The sequence below is a fragment of the Pseudomonas reinekei genome (assembly GCF_001945365.1).
Lineage (GTDB): Bacteria > Pseudomonadota > Gammaproteobacteria > Pseudomonadales > Pseudomonadaceae > Aquipseudomonas > Aquipseudomonas reinekei.
The window spans coordinates 1-15,465 of sequence record NZ_MSTQ01000011.1 but is presented as its reverse complement, the minus strand read 5'-3'; the positions used below and the strand labels follow the sequence as shown (position 1 = coordinate 15,465).

Annotated in this window: 15 protein-coding genes; 5 read left to right on the top strand and 10 right to left on the bottom strand. The window is 60.7% G+C overall.

Annotated features, from left to right (window positions below; translation table 11 throughout):
* Positions 1-43: 43 nt before the first annotated feature.
* The 5 genes from miaA to BVK86_RS18265 are packed head-to-tail and all read right to left on the bottom strand — an operon-like array spanning position 44 to position 6,310.
* Positions 44-1,015 carry a tRNA (adenosine(37)-N6)-dimethylallyltransferase MiaA gene (gene miaA, locus BVK86_RS18285; protein ID WP_075947743.1) on the bottom strand — a complete coding sequence of 324 codons (972 nt, stop codon included), beginning with the start codon at positions 1,013-1,015 and terminating at the stop codon, positions 44-46.
* Positions 1,015-2,925, bottom strand: a complete 1,911-nt coding sequence (mutL, locus tag BVK86_RS18280) for a DNA mismatch repair endonuclease MutL (protein WP_075947742.1) — start codon at positions 2,923-2,925, stop codon at positions 1,015-1,017. The genes miaA and mutL overlap by 1 nt, the downstream gene beginning before the upstream one ends.
* The gene (locus tag BVK86_RS18275) at positions 2,922-4,352 is read right to left on the bottom strand and encodes an N-acetylmuramoyl-L-alanine amidase (RefSeq protein WP_075947741.1); all 1,431 of its coding nucleotides are present in this window, start codon (positions 4,350-4,352) and stop codon (positions 2,922-2,924) included. Before BVK86_RS18275 ends, mutL begins: the two co-directional genes overlap by 4 nt.
* Positions 4,353-4,823, bottom strand: a complete 471-nt coding sequence (tsaE, locus tag BVK86_RS18270; protein ID WP_075947740.1) for a tRNA (adenosine(37)-N6)-threonylcarbamoyltransferase complex ATPase subunit type 1 TsaE — start codon at positions 4,821-4,823, stop codon at positions 4,353-4,355.
* The gene (locus BVK86_RS18265) at positions 4,811-6,310 is read right to left on the bottom strand and encodes a bifunctional ADP-dependent NAD(P)H-hydrate dehydratase/NAD(P)H-hydrate epimerase (protein WP_075947739.1); all 1,500 of its coding nucleotides are present in this window, start codon (positions 6,308-6,310) and stop codon (positions 4,811-4,813) included. Before BVK86_RS18265 ends, tsaE begins: the two co-directional genes overlap by 13 nt.
* 63 nt (positions 6,311-6,373) lie before the next feature.
* On the opposite strand from BVK86_RS18265, the gene queG reads away from it, so the two are divergent.
* Entirely contained in the window at positions 6,374-7,453 is a 1,080-nt protein-coding gene (gene queG / locus BVK86_RS18260; protein ID WP_075947738.1) for a tRNA epoxyqueuosine(34) reductase QueG, read from the top strand.
* On the opposite strand, the gene BVK86_RS18255 is transcribed toward queG, so the two are convergent.
* A complete protein-coding gene (locus BVK86_RS18255; RefSeq protein ID WP_075947737.1) occupies positions 7,435-8,046 on the bottom strand; it encodes a trimeric intracellular cation channel family protein in 612 nt (203 codons plus the stop codon). The two genes, queG and BVK86_RS18255, sit on opposite strands and share 19 nt — an antisense overlap.
* A 152-nt stretch (positions 8,047-8,198) precedes the next feature.
* Positions 8,199-8,741 carry an oligoribonuclease gene (gene orn / locus BVK86_RS18250; RefSeq protein WP_075947736.1) on the bottom strand — a complete coding sequence of 181 codons (543 nt, stop codon included), beginning with the start codon at positions 8,739-8,741 and terminating at the stop codon, positions 8,199-8,201.
* 107 nt (positions 8,742-8,848) lie between these two features.
* Here orn and rsgA point away from each other — a divergent pair, with 107 nt between their 5' ends.
* The 4 genes from rsgA (at position 8,849) to BVK86_RS18230 (ending at position 11,953) form a co-directional block, all read left to right on the top strand.
* The gene (gene rsgA, locus BVK86_RS18245) at positions 8,849-9,880 is read left to right on the top strand and encodes a small ribosomal subunit biogenesis GTPase RsgA (protein WP_075947735.1); all 1,032 of its coding nucleotides are present in this window, start codon (positions 8,849-8,851) and stop codon (positions 9,878-9,880) included.
* A gap of 212 nt (positions 9,881-10,092) precedes the next feature.
* On the top strand, positions 10,093-10,500 hold the full coding sequence (locus tag BVK86_RS18240) for a TIR domain-containing protein (protein ID WP_075947734.1): 408 nt from the start codon (positions 10,093-10,095) through the stop codon (positions 10,498-10,500).
* 2 nt (positions 10,501-10,502) lie between these two features.
* Complete coding sequence (locus BVK86_RS18235) at positions 10,503-11,462, top strand: caspase family protein (RefSeq protein WP_075947733.1); 960 nt, start codon at positions 10,503-10,505, stop codon at positions 11,460-11,462.
* Entirely contained in the window at positions 11,462-11,953 is a 492-nt protein-coding gene (locus BVK86_RS18230) for a toll/interleukin-1 receptor domain-containing protein (protein ID WP_075947732.1), read from the top strand. Before BVK86_RS18235 ends, BVK86_RS18230 begins: the two co-directional genes overlap by 1 nt.
* Before the next feature lie 86 nt (positions 11,954-12,039).
* Here BVK86_RS18230 and BVK86_RS18225 read toward each other — a convergent pair whose 3' ends face one another.
* The 3 genes from BVK86_RS18225 to BVK86_RS18215 form a co-directional block, all read right to left on the bottom strand.
* Complete coding sequence (locus tag BVK86_RS18225; RefSeq protein ID WP_075947731.1) at positions 12,040-12,309, bottom strand: PAAR domain-containing protein; 270 nt, start codon at positions 12,307-12,309, stop codon at positions 12,040-12,042.
* Positions 12,306-13,991 carry a type VI lipase adapter Tla3 domain-containing protein gene (locus tag BVK86_RS18220; RefSeq protein ID WP_083659336.1) on the bottom strand — a complete coding sequence of 562 codons (1,686 nt, stop codon included), beginning with the start codon at positions 13,989-13,991 and terminating at the stop codon, positions 12,306-12,308. Before BVK86_RS18220 ends, BVK86_RS18225 begins: the two co-directional genes overlap by 4 nt.
* A partial coding sequence (locus BVK86_RS18215) for an effector protein Tle3 domain-containing protein (RefSeq protein WP_075947730.1) occupies positions 13,988-15,465 on the bottom strand: 1,478 nt, incomplete at its 5' end. The genes BVK86_RS18215 and BVK86_RS18220, both read right to left, overlap by 4 nt.

Below are 15,465 nucleotides of genomic sequence, written 5' to 3'. Positions count from 1 at the left end.
TTTGGCCGCCACACCCCCAAGGATAGACGGCAATTGCAAGGACTCAGCTCAATATGGAGATGGTCCCAAGGTATTTCAAGGCGCGCGGCAGATTGTCGCAATCCAGGCTGTCCAGCCAGTGTAAATCAGCCCAACTGCGCAGCCATGTGAACTGGCGTTTCGCCAACTGGCGCGTGGCAATGATTCCACGCTCCTGCATCTCGGCTGACGTCAGCTTGCCATCCAGGTAGTCCCAGACCTGGCGGTAGCCTACTGCACGTATAGACGGCAACCCGGCATGCAGGTCACTTCTCTTGCGCAGGGCTACGACCTCGTCAATGAATCCCTGTTCCAACATTAAAGTGAATCTTTGTTTAATTCGCTCGTGCAATACCTGACGATTTGCCGGAGCAATGGCCAAGTTCGCGACAGTATAGGGCAATTGTTGCCGTCCCGAAGCGGCTGCTTCAGTACTTTGCGCAGATTGTTGCAAGCGCAGGTCAGTCATGCTTTGACCGCTCACACGATAAACTTCCAGCGCTCGACTCAGACGTTGTGGGTCGTTCGGATGAATCCGCGCCGCAGAAACCGGGTCAAACACTGCCAATTGGTCGTGCAGGGCTTGCCAGCCAAGGCGCGCAGCCTCTTCTTCGATTTGCGCGCGGACCTCGGGATCAGCCGCCGGCATGTCCGCCAGGCCTTCGAGCAACGCCTTGTAGTAGAGCATCGTGCCGCCTACCAACAGCGGAATTTTTCCCCGCGCGGTGATATCGGCCATGGCTTCGAGGGCGTCACGACGAAAATCGGCGGCCGAATAAGGCTCGGCCGGGTCGAGAATATCGATCAACCGGTGCGGAAACTCTGCCAGAAGCTCTTTCGACGGTTTGGCGGTGCCAATGTCCATGCCACGGTAGACCAACGCCGAATCGACACTGATCAGCTCGCACGGCAGGACCTTGGTGAGTTCGATGGCCAGGTCGGTCTTGCCGGCGGCGGTCGGGCCCATCAGGAAAATCGCAGGTGGGAGCTGGCTCATCAACGACCGCGCAAGAACAGTTTGTCCAGATCGTCCAGGCCCAGTTGGGTCCAGGTCGGTCGGCCATGGTTGCATTGACCGCTGCGCTCGGTGTTTTCCATGTCACGCAGCAGACCGTTCATTTCCGGCAAGGCCAGACGCCGATTCGCCCGAACCGCACCGTGGCACGCCATGGTCCCGAGCAGTTCGTTGATGTGCGCCTGGATGCGATCGCTGGTGCCGTACTCCATCAAGTCGGCCAGAACGTCAGCGACCAGGCGGTTGGCTTCGGCTTGTTTGAGCAGTGCCGGAATCTGCCGGATGGCCAGGGTTTCCGGGCCAAGGCGCTGCAATTCAAAGCCCAGACGCTGGAACCAGGCGACGTGTTCTTCGGCGCAATCGGCTTCACGTTGGCTGACCGCCAGCGACTCCGGCACCAGCAGCGGTTGGCCGCTCAAGCCTTCGCTGGCCATCGCGACCTTCAAACGCTCATACATGATCCGTTCGTGAGCGGCGTGCATGTCCACCAGCACCAGGCCCTGGGCATTTTCCGAAAGGATGTAGATACCTTTAAGCTGCGCCAGCGCGTAACCCAACGGAGGAATATCGTCCTGCCCTGCCGGCAGTGCGACGGCATTGGCCTCGGGCAGCGGTGCGAAAAACTCGCGATAGGCCGCTTGCGCTTCAGCGACCGGCACGGCGGACTGCGGACGCGGCGTGTATTGATATTGATAACCGGCGCCAGCACCTGAACCGGCAGGCGTATTGAATGAAGGCTGAGCCTGTGGCTGCTCCAGCAGCGCATTGGCTGCCAGGCGCATTTCACCCTGGGGACCGAACTCACCGGCATCCAGACCGGTAGGCCGGACGATCGCCGTCGCCACCGGTGCCGCCAGATGATCATCCGGTCGCACATCGCCCAACGCCCGGTGCAAAGTGCCGTAAAGGAAATCGTGGACCATGCGCCCTTCGCGAAAGCGCACTTCGTGCTTGGTCGGGTGCACGTTGACGTCGACACCGGTCGGATCGACTTCAAAAAACAGCACGAATGTCGGGTGCCGGCCGTTGAACAACACATCGCGATAGGCCTGGCGCACCGCGTGAGCCACCAGTTTGTCGCGCACGGCACGACCGTTGACGAAGAAATACTGCAAATCCGCCTGGCTACGGTTGAAGGTCGGCAAACCGACCCAGCCCCACAGGTGCAGGCCATTGCGCTCGATTTCGATCGGCAGCGCCTGCTCCAGAAAACCCGGGCCGCAGATGGCCGCCACGCGCCGGGCACGGGCCGCATCATCATGGGCCTCGTGCAGGCTGAGGATGGTTTTGCCGTTGTGGCGCAGGTGGAAGGCCACGTCGAAGCGTGCCAGGGCCAGGCGTCTGATCACCTCTTGCAGGTGATCGAATTCGGTTTTTTCAGTTTTGAGAAACTTGCGCCGCGCTGGGGTATTGAAGAACAGGTCACGCACTTCCACCGAGGTGCCCACCGGATGGGCAGCGGGCTGCACGCGGGGTGCCATGTCCCGGCCTTCGGTTTCCACCTGCCAGGCCTGGTCGGCATCACGGGTGCGGGACGTCAGGGTCAAGCGTGCTACGGAGCTGATCGACGCCAATGCCTCGCCGCGAAAGCCCAGACTCATTACCTGTTCGAGGTCTTCCAGATTGCGAATCTTGCTGGTGGCGTGTCGCGCCAGGGCCAGCGGCAGGTCATCGGCGGAAATACCGCTGCCATCGTCGCGCACCCGCAGCAGCTTGACCCCGCCCTGCTCCACGTCGACGTCGATGCGCCTGGCACCGGAGTCGAGGCTGTTCTCCAGCAGTTCCTTGATCACCGAAGCCGGGCGTTCAACGACTTCACCGGCGGCAATCTGGTTCGCCAGTCGCGGGCTGAGCAGCTCGATGCGCGCGCCGTTGTTCACGACCTGATTCATTCTTTGGCCGCCAGATCATTACCCGGGATGGTCAGGTGCTGACCGACCTTCAGCTCATCGCTCGACAGCTTGTTCGCGCTGCGCAAGGCGGCCGGGGACACCTGATAACGCACGGCGATCATCGCCAGCGTCTCGCCCGGGCTGACGCGGTGGTCACGCGGACCCTGGGCGATCTTCCCGGAGTCACGCAGCCAGGCAATGTAAGTGCCTGGTGGCGGGTTCTGCTGGAAGAACTGGCGCACGCCGCTGCTGATCGAACGCGCCAGCGCTTGCTGGTGGCTCGAAGCCGCGAGTTTCGAGGCTTCGTTGGCGTTGGAGATGAACCCGGTTTCCACCAGGATCGACGGAATGTCCGGCGACTTCAACACCATGAACCCGGCCTGTTCGACACGCTGCTTATGCAGCGGCGTGACCCGGCCAATGTTGCTCAAGACTTTCTGGCCGACGTTCAGGCTGGAGGTCAGGGAGGCGGTCATCGACAGATCGAGCAGCACGCCGGCGAGCATCCGGTCCTTGTCATCGAGGCTGACGTTGCCGGCACCACCAATCAAGTCGGAACGGTTTTCGCTGTCGGCCAGCCAGCGGGCGGTCTCAGAAGTGGCGCCGCGATCAGACAGGGCAAACACCGAAGCACCGAACGCAGCGGCCGAAGGCGCGGCGTCGGCGTGAATCGAAACGAACAGGTCGGCGCCCTTCTTGCGGGCGATTTCGGTACGGCCACGCAACGGGATGAAATAGTCGCCGGTACGGGTCAACTCCGCGCGGAAGCCTTTCATGCCGTTGACCTGGCGTTGGGTTTCGCGGGCGATCTGCAGCACCACGTCTTTTTCACGCTGACCGCGAGAGCCGGACGCACCCGGGTCTTCGCCACCGTGGCCGGCGTCGATCACCACAATGATGTCGCGCTTGCCGGCCGGGGCTGGCGGCAACTTGATTGCAGGCTCCGCCGGCGTAACCGGTACGGCAGGCACCGTGGCGACCGACGGCGTCGGTGCAGGCGGCGGCGCGGCATCAGCCGGGTTATCGAACAGGTCGACCACCAGTCGGTTGCCGTACTGGGCATTGGGGGCCAGGGAGAAACTTTTCGGCGTAACCGCCTTTTTCAGGTCGATGACCACCCGCAGGTCGGTCGGCGTACGCTGAGCCGAGCGCATGGCAGTGATTGGCGTATTGGAGGTGTTGACATTCAGCGGCGCGCCAAGACTTGCCCCATTGATGTCGATGACCAGACGGTCGGGCGCCGACAGGGTAAACACGCTGTGCTGCACGGGACCTGTCAGGTCAAACACCAGCCGCGTGTTGTCCGGCGCCCGCCACAGGCGAACACTGCTGACCTTCGTCTCGGCCACAGCGTCGACGGTCACCGCCAAAAACAACACCCCAACGGCAGCAACCAACGCGCGAAAGCGCATACCTAACCCCATCATTTATTTGGATTCCAATGCCAAAGCGGCACACCAGGCTTCGCCACGCGAACCCTGGGATAAAATTTTCAGCGAGCGTCCGCTGTCTTGCGGGCTAATGGTAATGGTCAGGTCAGGCTTTGGCAAAAAGCCTGCACCTTTATCGGGCCACTCGATCAGGCACAACGCATCGTCTTCGAAGTAGTCGCGAATACCAAGGAATTCCAGCTCTTCAGGGTCGACCAGGCGATACAGGTCGAAATGGAAGGCGCGAATGTCACCGATTTCGTAGGGTTCAACCAAGGTGAAGGTAGGACTTTTCACCGCCCCGACATGACCCAGGCCACGGATGATGCCCCGGGAGAGCGTGGTTTTGCCCATGCCAAGATTGCCTTCCAGAAAAATCAAACCGTGCCCTTGAGTCGTTTGAGCGATACGCGCGCCAAACGCGGTCATCGCTTCTTCATCAGCCAGGTACAGGGTTACTTCAGACACGGTGCTTGCTCCTCCATCAACTGACGAATGGCTGGTATCAGATCACTGGCCGCCAGCCCACGGCCGAATTTACCTTGCCGGGCCCCGGCATTGGCATGCAGCCAGACCGCCAGGCAGGCCGCGTCGAACGTCGCCATGCCCTGGGCCAGCAACGCGCCGACCAAACCGGCCAGCACATCGCCCAAACCGGCGGTGGCCATTGCCGGGTGCCCTTGATGACAGACCGCCAACCGTCCGTCAGGACTGGCGATTAAACTCCCGGCACCTTTGAGCACAACGACAGCTGTGTATTTTTTGCTCAACGCATGGGCCGCCCCAGGTCGATCAGCCTGGACCTGCGCGGTGCTGATCCCCAACAACCGCGCGGCTTCACCCGGATGCGGCGTGATCACGCAATCCTTCGGTAGCGCCACGCGCTCCTCGGCGAGCAGGTTCAGCGCATCGGCGTCCCAGACTTGCGGCAACGGTGCGTTGGCGGCGGCGGACAACAGGCTGCGCCCCCACGCAGCTTGACCGAGTCCGGGCCCGACGACCAATACGGAAACCTTTTGAAGCAATCCCATCAACTGATTGGCTGATGAGGTGCCCAGCACCATGGCTTCGGGGATTCTCGCCAGCGCGGCAGGCACATGTTCGCTGCGGGTCGCCACCGACACCATGCCGGCGCCGCTGCGCAGCGCACTTTGCGCACTCAGCAGGATCGCACCACCGAATCCGCGATCGCCGCCGATCAGCAAGACATGGCCGAATCGGCCTTTATGGGAGGCCGGTGTACGGGTGGCCAGACGCGGAAGATTACTGGCTGACAGACGACGGGCACTGGTTGGCGCGCTTTCAAGCAGTTGCGGGTCGGCGTGCAGATCATTGAAAACCAGCTCGCCCACCACATCCGCCGCATCGCCGGTGAACAATCCCAGTTTCAAGCCAATGAACGTGACGGTCAGTTCGGCCTGCACTGCATTCCCCAAGATACGACCGGTATCGGCGCACAGCCCTGAAGGGGTATCCACCGCCACCACCGGCAGCCCGACGGCATTGATCGCGTGGATCGCGCTGCGGTACGGCTCGCGCACGTCGCCGGTCAAACCGGTGCCGAGCAAGGCGTCCAGCACGATGCCGCGCAACCCGGACTGAGCCGTCCAGGTTTCGATAAGGATTTTTTCAGAGACGGCCTCGGCGTGGGCCAGTGCCGCGTCGCCCTGCAAACGCTGCGGGTCGCCGACCGCCAGTACCCGCACCGACCATCCCGCGCGGCGGGCCAGCACAGCCACCAGATAGCCGTCGCCGGCGTTATTGCCATGACCGGCCAGCACGCTTAACTCGCCCGCTGTCGGCCATTGGCGGACCAGTGCACGCCAGGTCGCACGCGCCGCGCGCTGCATCAATTGGAAACCCGGCGTACCCGCCGCGATCAGGCTCGCATCGAGTGCTCGCACCTGGGCGGCGCTGTACAGCGCGTCGGGTAATTCATCTTTAGTGTGCGGCATGCGTCTTCGGGCTCCGATGTCTGGCAGAATTATACGCACCTCAGCTCCGGTTTCTCTCGCCTCATGCCTGCTATTACCACAGACCTGCCCGCCCTCGCCCAATCCATCAAGGACTGGGGCCGTGAGCTGGGCTTTCAGCAAGTTGGCATCAGCGGCCTCGACCTGGCCGAGCATGAGCAGCATCTGGAGCGCTGGCTCGAAGCCGGCTACCACGGCGAAATGGACTACATGGGTGCCCACGGCAGCAAACGCTCACACCCCGAAGAACTGGTGCCGGGCACGTTGCGCGTGGTGTCGCTGCGCATGGACTACCTGGCCGGCGATACGCACATGGCGAAAGTGCTGGCCCAACCGGAAAAAGCCTACGTCTCGCGTTATGCCCTGGGTCGCGATTATCACAAGCTGATCCGCAAACGCGTGCAGCAACTGGCGGACAAGATTCAGGCCCAGATTGGCCCGTTCGGCTTTCGCGCCTTTGTCGACAGCGCGCCCGTGCTGGAAAAAGCCATCGCCGAACAGGCCGGCCTGGGCTGGATCGGCAAAAACACCCTGGTGTTGAATCGCAAGGCTGGCAGCTATTTCTTTCTCGCCGAACTGTTCGTCGACTTGCCCCTGCCGGTGGACCCGCCCCACGCCACCGAACACTGTGGCCGCTGCAGCGCCTGCCTGGACATCTGCCCGACCAACGCCTTCGTCGGCCCTTACGTGCTGGACGCCCGACGCTGTATTTCCTACCTGACCATCGAACTCAAGGGCGCCATTCCCGAAGACCTGCGCCCACTGATCGGCAACCGGGTGTTCGGTTGCGATGACTGTCAGATCGTTTGCCCATGGAACCGCTTTGCCCGTCCGACCGGCGAAAGCGATTTCAAGCCACGCCACAACCTGGACAACGCAGGGCTGGCGGAATTGTTCATGTGGGACGAGGACAAATTCCTCAGCAGCACCGAAGGTTCGCCACTGCGCCGCACCGGTTATGAAAACTGGCTGCGTAATCTGGCGGTGGGCCTGGGCAATGCGCCTTCAACGATTCCGGTACTGGAAGCGTTGAAAGCGCGGCGGGATTATCCGTCTGAGCTGGTGCGAGAGCACGTCGAATGGGCGCTGAAGCAACATGCCAAGCGTCAGGCTTCGTCGTTGTAAACGAATTTCGGCATTTCCCAGTGGAACCGGATTGCCAATAGTCGCAACAGGAAACCACCGAACAGCGTGATCAGAATCGCCTGCTCTCCCGGCAAATTCAGGTAAAGGCAAAGCATGTAACACCACGCCGCGGCGAACGAGACACTGGCGTATAGCTCACGGCGGAAAATCAGCGGAATGTCGTTGCAGAAGATGTCCCGAAGGATGCCGCCGAATACCCCGGTGATCACGCCACTAACGGACGCGACCAACATGCCATGGCCCATTTCCAGGGCGGTCATGCAGCCGATCAGGGTGAACGCCACCAGACCCACGGCATCGAGCACCAGAAACAACGAGCGCAGATGACGCATCCAGCGTGCGGTGAACACGGTGAACATCGCTGCGATGGTGGTCAGGACCAGATATTCCGGGTGTTTGACCCATGTCAGCGGATAGTGGCCGAGCAGCACGTCGCGCACCGAACCACCGCCCAGCGCCGTGACGCACGCGATCAGCACCACGCCGAACCAGTCCATGCCACGACGCCCCGCAGACAGGGCGCCGGTCATGGCTTCGGCGGTGATGGCGATCAGGTAGAGCATCAGCAACATGGTGGCGATCCTTGCAAAAAGCCGCGCAGTCTACTCACTTCCCCAAGGCACCAAAAGAGGGCACCACTACTTGTAGGAGCCGGCTTGCTGGCGATGGCGTCCTCAATGGCCCCATCGCCAGCAAGCCGGCTCCTACAGGTCGGATTCCAGGATCAGAACTTGATGAAGTGTTTGCGGTAATGCTGCAACTCGGCGATCGATTCGCGGATGTCGTCGAGCGCCAGGTGGGTGCTGCCCTTCTTGAAGCTGTCGCGCACGTCCGGCGCCCAGCGTGCGGCCAGCTCTTTGAGCGTGGACACGTCGAGGTTGCGGTAATGGAAATAGCTTTCCAGGGATTTCATGTGCGTATAAAGGAAGCGACGGTCCTGGCAGATGCTGTTGCCACAGATCGGCGACTTGCCCTTCGGCACCCACTTTTCCAGAAACGCGATGGTCTCGGCTTCGGCTTCGGCCATGCTGATACGGCTGTCGCGCACGCGCTGGGTCAGGCCGGAGTTGCCGTGGGTGCGGGTATTCCATTCGTCCATACGGGCGAGGACTGCGTCGCTGTGGTGGATGGCGATCACCGGACCTTCGGCCAACGTGTTCAGGTCACTGTCGGTAACGATGGTGGCCATTTCGATGATGACGTCGTTTTCCGGATCCAGACCGGTCATTTCCAGGTCGATCCAGATCAGGTTCTGCGAATTTTGCATGTGTCGGCTCCTAGGCAATGCTGCGCAGTTTAGCCTAGCCCGGTGGCTGGGCGTGCTAAACTCGCGGCCGTTTTACCTAATCGCTGCATTCTTGATACGGAACACCCATGGCCAAACGCCAACTCAATCGTCGTCAAAACTGGCGCATCGAAAAGATTCAGGGCGAGCGCGCTGCCCGCGCCGCCAAACGCGAGTCCTCGGCTGTCGAGGCACTTGAGGGTGGCGACCTGGGTCCGGAACAGCACGGCCTGGTGATCGCGCACTTCGGTGTGCAGGTCGAGGTCGAGGCCCGCGACGGCGAGTTGGCCGGCAAGGTGTTCCGTTGTCACCTGCGTGCCAACCTGCCGGCGCTGGTGACGGGCGATCAGGTTGTCTGGCGTGCCGGCAACCAGGGCATCGGTGTGATCGTGGCGCAACTGCCGCGCAACACCGAACTGTGCCGTCCGGACAGCCGTGGCCAGCTCAAGCCGGTTGCCGCCAACGTCGACATGATCGTCATCGTTTTCGCACCACTGCCTGAGCCCCACGCCAACCTCATCGACCGTTATCTTGTCGCCGCCGAACACGCGGGCATCAAGCCGCTGTTGCTGTTGAACAAGTTCGACCTGATCGATGAGCACAACGCCCCGGCGCTCAATGCCCTGCTGGCGGTTTACCGCACGCTCGGCTATCCGGTGCTGGAAGTGTCGGCCCATCACGGCAACGGCATGGAGCAACTGCAAAAGCAGTTGGACGGACGCATCAGCGTGTTCGTCGGCCAGTCCGGCGTCGGCAAGTCGTCGCTGGTCAACAGCCTGCTGCCGGAAGTCGAAACCCGCGTCGGCCCGTTGTCCGAGCTGTCCGGCCAGGGCACTCACACCACCACCACCGCGCGGCTGTTCCACTTCCCCGGTGGCGGTGAGCTGATCGACTCCCCGGGTATCCGCGAATTCGGCCTGGGCCATGTCAGCCGTGCCGACGTCGAGGCCGGTTTCATCGAGTTCAACGACCTGCTAGGCACCTGCCGTTTCCGCGACTGCAAGCATGACCGCGAACCCGGTTGCGCGCTGCTCAAAGCCCTCGAAGAGGGCCGCGTGCAACAGCAACGGATGAACAGCTACCGCTCGATCATCGCCAGTTTGCCGGAAAACGGCTACTAAACAGTCGCGTCCACCGCCCCTGGTCCAACGGGGCGGTGAGTTGCCGGTTCTGCTGTTTAATTCCCCCAACCACTTAACTATCAGACCTTTCTGTAGGGCGTCTGCGCGCGCACCTGTAGGGCATTTCTCTTTAACGCTCAGCCCCTTGTGGCCGCCAGCCAATGGCCTAAGTTCAAGCCCTCTTCGCACTTCTGCGACACCGAGGGACACCCATGCAGACCTACCATTTGTTCATCAGCCATTCGTGGACCTATCCTCACGCCCACGACAATCTTGTGCGCCTGCTCAATGCGCAGCCGGATTTCACCTACAAGAACTTTTCGGTCCCGACTCACAACCCGATTGTCGACGCCAAAACCGACAAGCAGCTCGAAGTGGCTCTGGAAAACAAGATTCGTCCGTGCTCGGCGGTGTTGATCATGGCCGGGATGTATTCCACCTACAGCAAGTGGATCAACAAGGAAATCGAAATTGCCAGGCGCATGGGCAAGGTGATCATCGCCATCAAGCCGTTTGGTGCCGAGCGCATTTCCACGGTGGTACGCAACGCCGCCCATGCCGAGTGCGCGTGGAACACCAAGAGCATCATCAGCGCCATTCGCCTGCACACGGCGGTGTAACCATGCGCAAGGGACTGTTTATCGGGATCAACGACTACACCCATGTCTCGCGCCTGAGCGGTTGCAGCAACGACGCCATGGCCATGGCATCTGTGCTGAAGACTGACGCCAATGGCGATCCGAACTTCAAGAACGTCGTGCTGACCTCCGCCGAGGATTACCTGAGCCGGGAAAAACTCGAAGACCAGATCCGCGAATTATTCTCCGGGGACTGCAATGTGGCGCTGCTGTATTTTGCCGGTCATGGCAGCTTTGACACCGACACCGACGAAGGCATGTTGATCCCGCAAGACTACAAGAGCGCCAAGGACGGGATTCGCCTCAGCGATATTCTCAACTGGGCGAGCAAAGCGACGAGGATCAAAAACAAGGTGATCATTCTCGACTGCTGCCAGAGCGGCTCGGCCGGCGAACTACGCGCCTTGCGCAGTGAAAGCAGCGTAGTGGACGAAGGCATGACCATTCTCACCGCCTGCAAAAAAGAGCAACCAGCCATGGAAGGCGGGCAGCATGGCGTGTTCACCGGCTTGTTGCTCCAGGCCTTGCACGGTGGCGCCGCGAACATCCTCGGCAAGATCACCCCCGGCAGCCTCTATTCGTTTGTCGACAATGCGCTCGACGCCTGGGAGCAGCGCCCGGTGTTCAAGACCAACGTGTCGCAGTTCATCTCCCTGCGCGAAGTGTCGCCGCTGATCCCCAAGGAAATCCTGCGCAAGCTGCCCGACTGGTTTGCCGAAGCGGAATCGGTATATCCCCTCGCCCCGAGCTTTGAGCCCACCGAGCCTGAATTCAACCCAGAGCACGGCGAGGTCTTCGCGCAACTGCAAAAGTGCAATCGTCACAGCCTGATCGAACCGGTTGACGCCGAACACATGTATTACGCCGCCATTCACTCCACCGGCTGCCGCCTCACCGCGCTCGGCGCCTATTACCGCGAACTCGCGATCAAGGGACATTTCTGATGCCAGTGTTTATCAGCTACCGCCACATGGATCGCGCCCATGCGGTCAACATCAACACCCGCCTGATGCAGGCCAACATCAAGACCTACCTCGATGTGCTGGACGCCGAATCCCAGACCACCGACGACATCACCGGGGTGATCACGCGCAACATCAGTGAATGCACGCACCTGCTCGCCGTGGTATCGGAAAAAACCGCGCTGTCGTGGTGGGTGCCGTTCGAAATCGGCGAGGCGACCATCACCAACCGACGCATTTGTTCTTTCAAGACCGGCCCGACAGAACTGCCGTTGTATCTCGACAAATGGCCGAAGCTGACCAGCAACAGAGACATTGAGTTTTTCATTGACGCCTATCGAAACGAATCGACCATCAAGCGATCGATGTCACTGGAGTCGGTGAACGGCAGCGAGTCTGTGCGCAGCGTCAACAGGACGAATGCGGATCGATTCCATACGGATCTCAAGTCCAGAATCATCCGTGGATTTTAATAGTCCGCGCGCACAAAGAAGCCGACATCGCTGTCGGCTTCTTTGTGCACAAAACTGAAGCCACCCGACGCTGCACAACTTTCGACCTAGACCACTTGCACATTCCGGGCAGTGCTCGCTACGCCATGACAACCACAGGCCAGGAGATGGCCCTCCAATACAACCGGAATGCCATTCATACGCCGGCGCGGATGCCCTTCGACGAAGGCAAACTCGCCCAGATGCAGCGGGCAGTAAGCCTTGTCGCCCAACACCGCCGGGGTTTTTCCATTGAGGGTATGCGTGCCCTTGAGCTGGCAGGAGACTACTTCGCCGCCGCTACTTGTAGCGTCACTCAGGCAGATGGGGTGCTTCATGGTTTGGGTACTCCGCCGCTAGGCGACCCGAATTTGAAAGGGTCGGCGCCTCGGTTCTTGCGGTTTTTCTCTTTGCGGGCCTCGCTCGGAGGGCGGATCATTTGCACCGTCAGGCTGCCATCTGCACCGGCGTAAACCACCGCACTGGTTCCACCGTCCAGATAGCTCGCGATGGTGGCCAGGTTGATCTCCACCAGCGCACTACTCACCCCGGTATTCCCCAGGCGTCGCCCGATGTTGTATCCCTCGTCGACATTGCCCAACTCGATGCCGTGGCCGTCGGTATTCAGGCCGTGCAAGGCAAGGGTCAGGGCGATTTCAGCTTCTTGATTGTCGGTGGTGTCGTAGAACACACGCACCGGCTTATGCCCTTCGGGCAGGGTATCCAGCGCCTGCAACCAGCCGGCTTGCAGCGCCTTGGCCTGCAATGCCGGTTTGAGCCGTTTGCCGTGTTCATCCTGCATCGAGACCTTGATCGGGCGATGCAAATAACCCAGCACCGGCGCGGCGTCGAACTCTTTGACCTGGTGCTGGGCCCAGCGGATGGGTAGCCATGGCGAAGGTTCGAACTCTCCGGGGCCGCGGTTGCTGATGGTTTGCCAGAGGGTGGGGAGTTGGGATTGCCAGTAGGCGGTGGACATGGTGGTAGGCGCATAGGGCGCCTCTAATGCATTGGCACGTGCTGCGGTTTCGTACCAATCGGTAAATGCTCGATCACGGTCCCAATAGAAAGCCCAGAGGTTGCCCAAATCAGTGTCCTTGTTCTGGTTGTCCTCACGTTCGTGGGTGGCATAACGACGAATGTACCGATCCACACGATCCGAGCGGGTGACCAGCAACCCGGCCATGCTCTCGTAGACCGTCGGGACGACATGACCGTTCTGCAATCCCGGAGTTCCTATAACCCGCAATCCGTCTCGCGTGACGTCGCCATCCTCGCTCACGATCAAGGCCTGGGGCACTTCTGGGTTGTCATCGAAGAACTGGAACAATCGCTCGATCATGCCCTGGGCATGGGTTGTGTTTTCTGCGTCTTGCCACAAAAACAGCGTGACCCCGAGCGTGGCGGCGTTGCGCCCGTTGAGAATATTATCCGCAGCTCCTGTATCTGACGGTTGCTTGGGCGGCGCGATGGAAAACACCGGGATTGGCCAGTACGCTACTGACCCGCTTGCTGAATGCTTGAACGTAACTCGTACATTAATATCCCTCGTGATTTTCCGAGAACTCAAAGAAGAATCGTAATCCTTGGGGTCTCGTGAATAGATTGAAGTGAAGTTGTTGTTCGTTTTTTTTGTTTCTCTCCATATCGATGATTGATGCCAATCATCAACAGCCAGCCCCACCCCGCGGATTTCCAAGGCATATGTCCGCACTTGCGTGGCTTGCCGCTCGGCGATTTGCGCCACGACGTTGGCTTTGTAAGCAGCGAGCCCCGCTTTTTCACTGGCCACGGCTTTGCCCCACCAGTGAACGCTGAAGATCAGCAGCAAGGGCCCCAAAATAGCGGCGATTCCCCAGCGCATTACCGGGTTCATGTCACGAAGTTCCATATTGAGTTCCTGTGCCTTGATTTGGACAAGCCAGACGAAGCCGAGCCAAAGGATCAGCAGTACGCCGGCGATCCAGAGGTAGGGTTTGAGTTTCGGTAAAGTCCGGGTTCGGTGTTGAGGATTGCTCACAAGGCTCCTCCTTTTTTTGAGTTACCAGCAAGCAGGGAGGGCGGTGTTAGAGAGACCAGGTCGGAGGGTGGAAAAGTGCCTTTGTCGTAATACAAATGACTGGCCCTTACTAACAACTGAGCCTCAGCACTAAGTCGTGACCATCCTGGTAATCGTCCGACTTGATCGAATAGTGTTTTGTCCATCTTCCAATCCGCAATCGCCACCAACACCTCGCGCATCCGCGGGTCGTCAAGGCAATGCGCCTGGCCAATGGCAATGTCCATCGCCGTCACCCAGCGCTGGTTTTCCGGACTGCGCAGGATCGCCGAGTGATAGGAATTGGCACCCCATTCACGTTGGTCACGCTCCATGCGTGCCCGGGCTTCGCGCGGGGTTTCCTCGCGCTCGTGGAAAGAACTGGTGCGAGTGCGGGCCGCGCCTTTGCGGACGGCGCGGGTGTGGTCCTCCGGGTCTTCGGTTAATCCGTTAAACCGCGCCAGCGCTTCCTGCTGCGTGGTGTTGGGCGCGTCATATTCGGCGGGCATCCTGATCCACAAAAAGGTCGCGGCGTCTTTGCCCAGGGCGATGCTTTTGGCAACTTCATCGGGTTTGTCCAGGCCGGCAGTGGTCGGGCTGCCCTGGATGGCTTCGCCGCCAAACATCTGCGGCGCATGGGGCGGGGTCAGGGCCTCGGCATTGATCAGGCGTTCCTGCCCCTTGGCGATCGGCGCTTGCGAAGCCACGCCGATGAGCATGGACGCGCCCGGGTAACGGTGCTCGCCCGGCGCGCGAATGAATTCAGGCTGCGGCGATTTACCCACCAGCACCGGCTCGCCGTCGCGCTGGCGCTTGGTCCACAGCCGTTGGTAAAAGCCGAGGGATTGCAGGGCCGTCATTGCCGGTCGTCCATCCGGCGTGGCATCGGGCACGCCGTAGGTGCCAATGCCTTGCACATCATCCAGCGCCACGGTGGTGTCATCCGGGCAAAAATACACATACACCTTGCCGCGATTGTCGCGCTCGGGAAAAACCGTGTGGTTGCCGATTTTATCGGGCCGGCTACCTTGCGTCGGCGACCAGCGAGGGCCGCTGCGCCCGCCATAGGTCTTGATATCCCGGAGCGCGGACAACGGTGGCTGCGCATGAGGGGTTTGCGTCACCGCGCTGACAATACCGATCAGTGTGGCGAGGGTGTCATGGTCTTTGGGCGTGACCTTGGGCAGTACGCTGTAAGGCGAGTCCACGAGAATGAGGGTGTCGGCGCAGCGCTGGCCCTTGTCCATCAACAGGGCCTGCGCCAACAGCGCGATCAAGGTGCCCTGGCTGTGGCCCATGATGCTGATGGTTTCATCGGGTGATACCCGGCGAATCTCACGGACCAGCATCGCCAGCCGGTGCGCGGCGAACACAAAGTAATGCCGCAGCGGTGCGTTGGCGAAGAGCAGGTAATTGTTCGGGCTCAAACGCTCCACGGCGCCGGTTTTCACGTTGG

Coding starts and splice junctions, on each gene's coding strand:
- miaA (WP_075947743.1), bottom strand. CDS start 1,015: ATGAGCCAGCTCCCACCTGCGATTTTCCTGATGGGCCCGACCGCCGCC.
- mutL (WP_075947742.1), bottom strand. CDS start 2,925: ATGAATCAGGTCGTGAACAACGGCGCGCGCATCGAGCTGCTCAGCCCG.
- BVK86_RS18275 (WP_075947741.1), bottom strand. CDS start 4,352: ATGATGGGGTTAGGTATGCGCTTTCGCGCGTTGGTTGCTGCCGTTGGG.
- BVK86_RS18265 (WP_075947739.1), bottom strand. CDS start 6,310: ATGCCGCACACTAAAGATGAATTACCCGACGCGCTGTACAGCGCCGCC.
- queG (WP_075947738.1), top strand. CDS start 6,374: ATGCCTGCTATTACCACAGACCTGCCCGCCCTCGCCCAATCCATCAAG.
- BVK86_RS18255 (WP_075947737.1), bottom strand. CDS start 8,046: ATGTTGCTGATGCTCTACCTGATCGCCATCACCGCCGAAGCCATGACC.
- orn (WP_075947736.1), bottom strand. CDS start 8,741: ATGCAAAATTCGCAGAACCTGATCTGGATCGACCTGGAAATGACCGGT.
- rsgA (WP_075947735.1), top strand. CDS start 8,849: ATGGCCAAACGCCAACTCAATCGTCGTCAAAACTGGCGCATCGAAAAG.
- BVK86_RS18240 (WP_075947734.1), top strand. CDS start 10,093: ATGCAGACCTACCATTTGTTCATCAGCCATTCGTGGACCTATCCTCAC.
- BVK86_RS18235 (WP_075947733.1), top strand. CDS start 10,503: ATGCGCAAGGGACTGTTTATCGGGATCAACGACTACACCCATGTCTCG.
- BVK86_RS18230 (WP_075947732.1), top strand. CDS start 11,462: ATGCCAGTGTTTATCAGCTACCGCCACATGGATCGCGCCCATGCGGTC.
- BVK86_RS18225 (WP_075947731.1), bottom strand. CDS start 12,309: ATGAAGCACCCCATCTGCCTGAGTGACGCTACAAGTAGCGGCGGCGAA.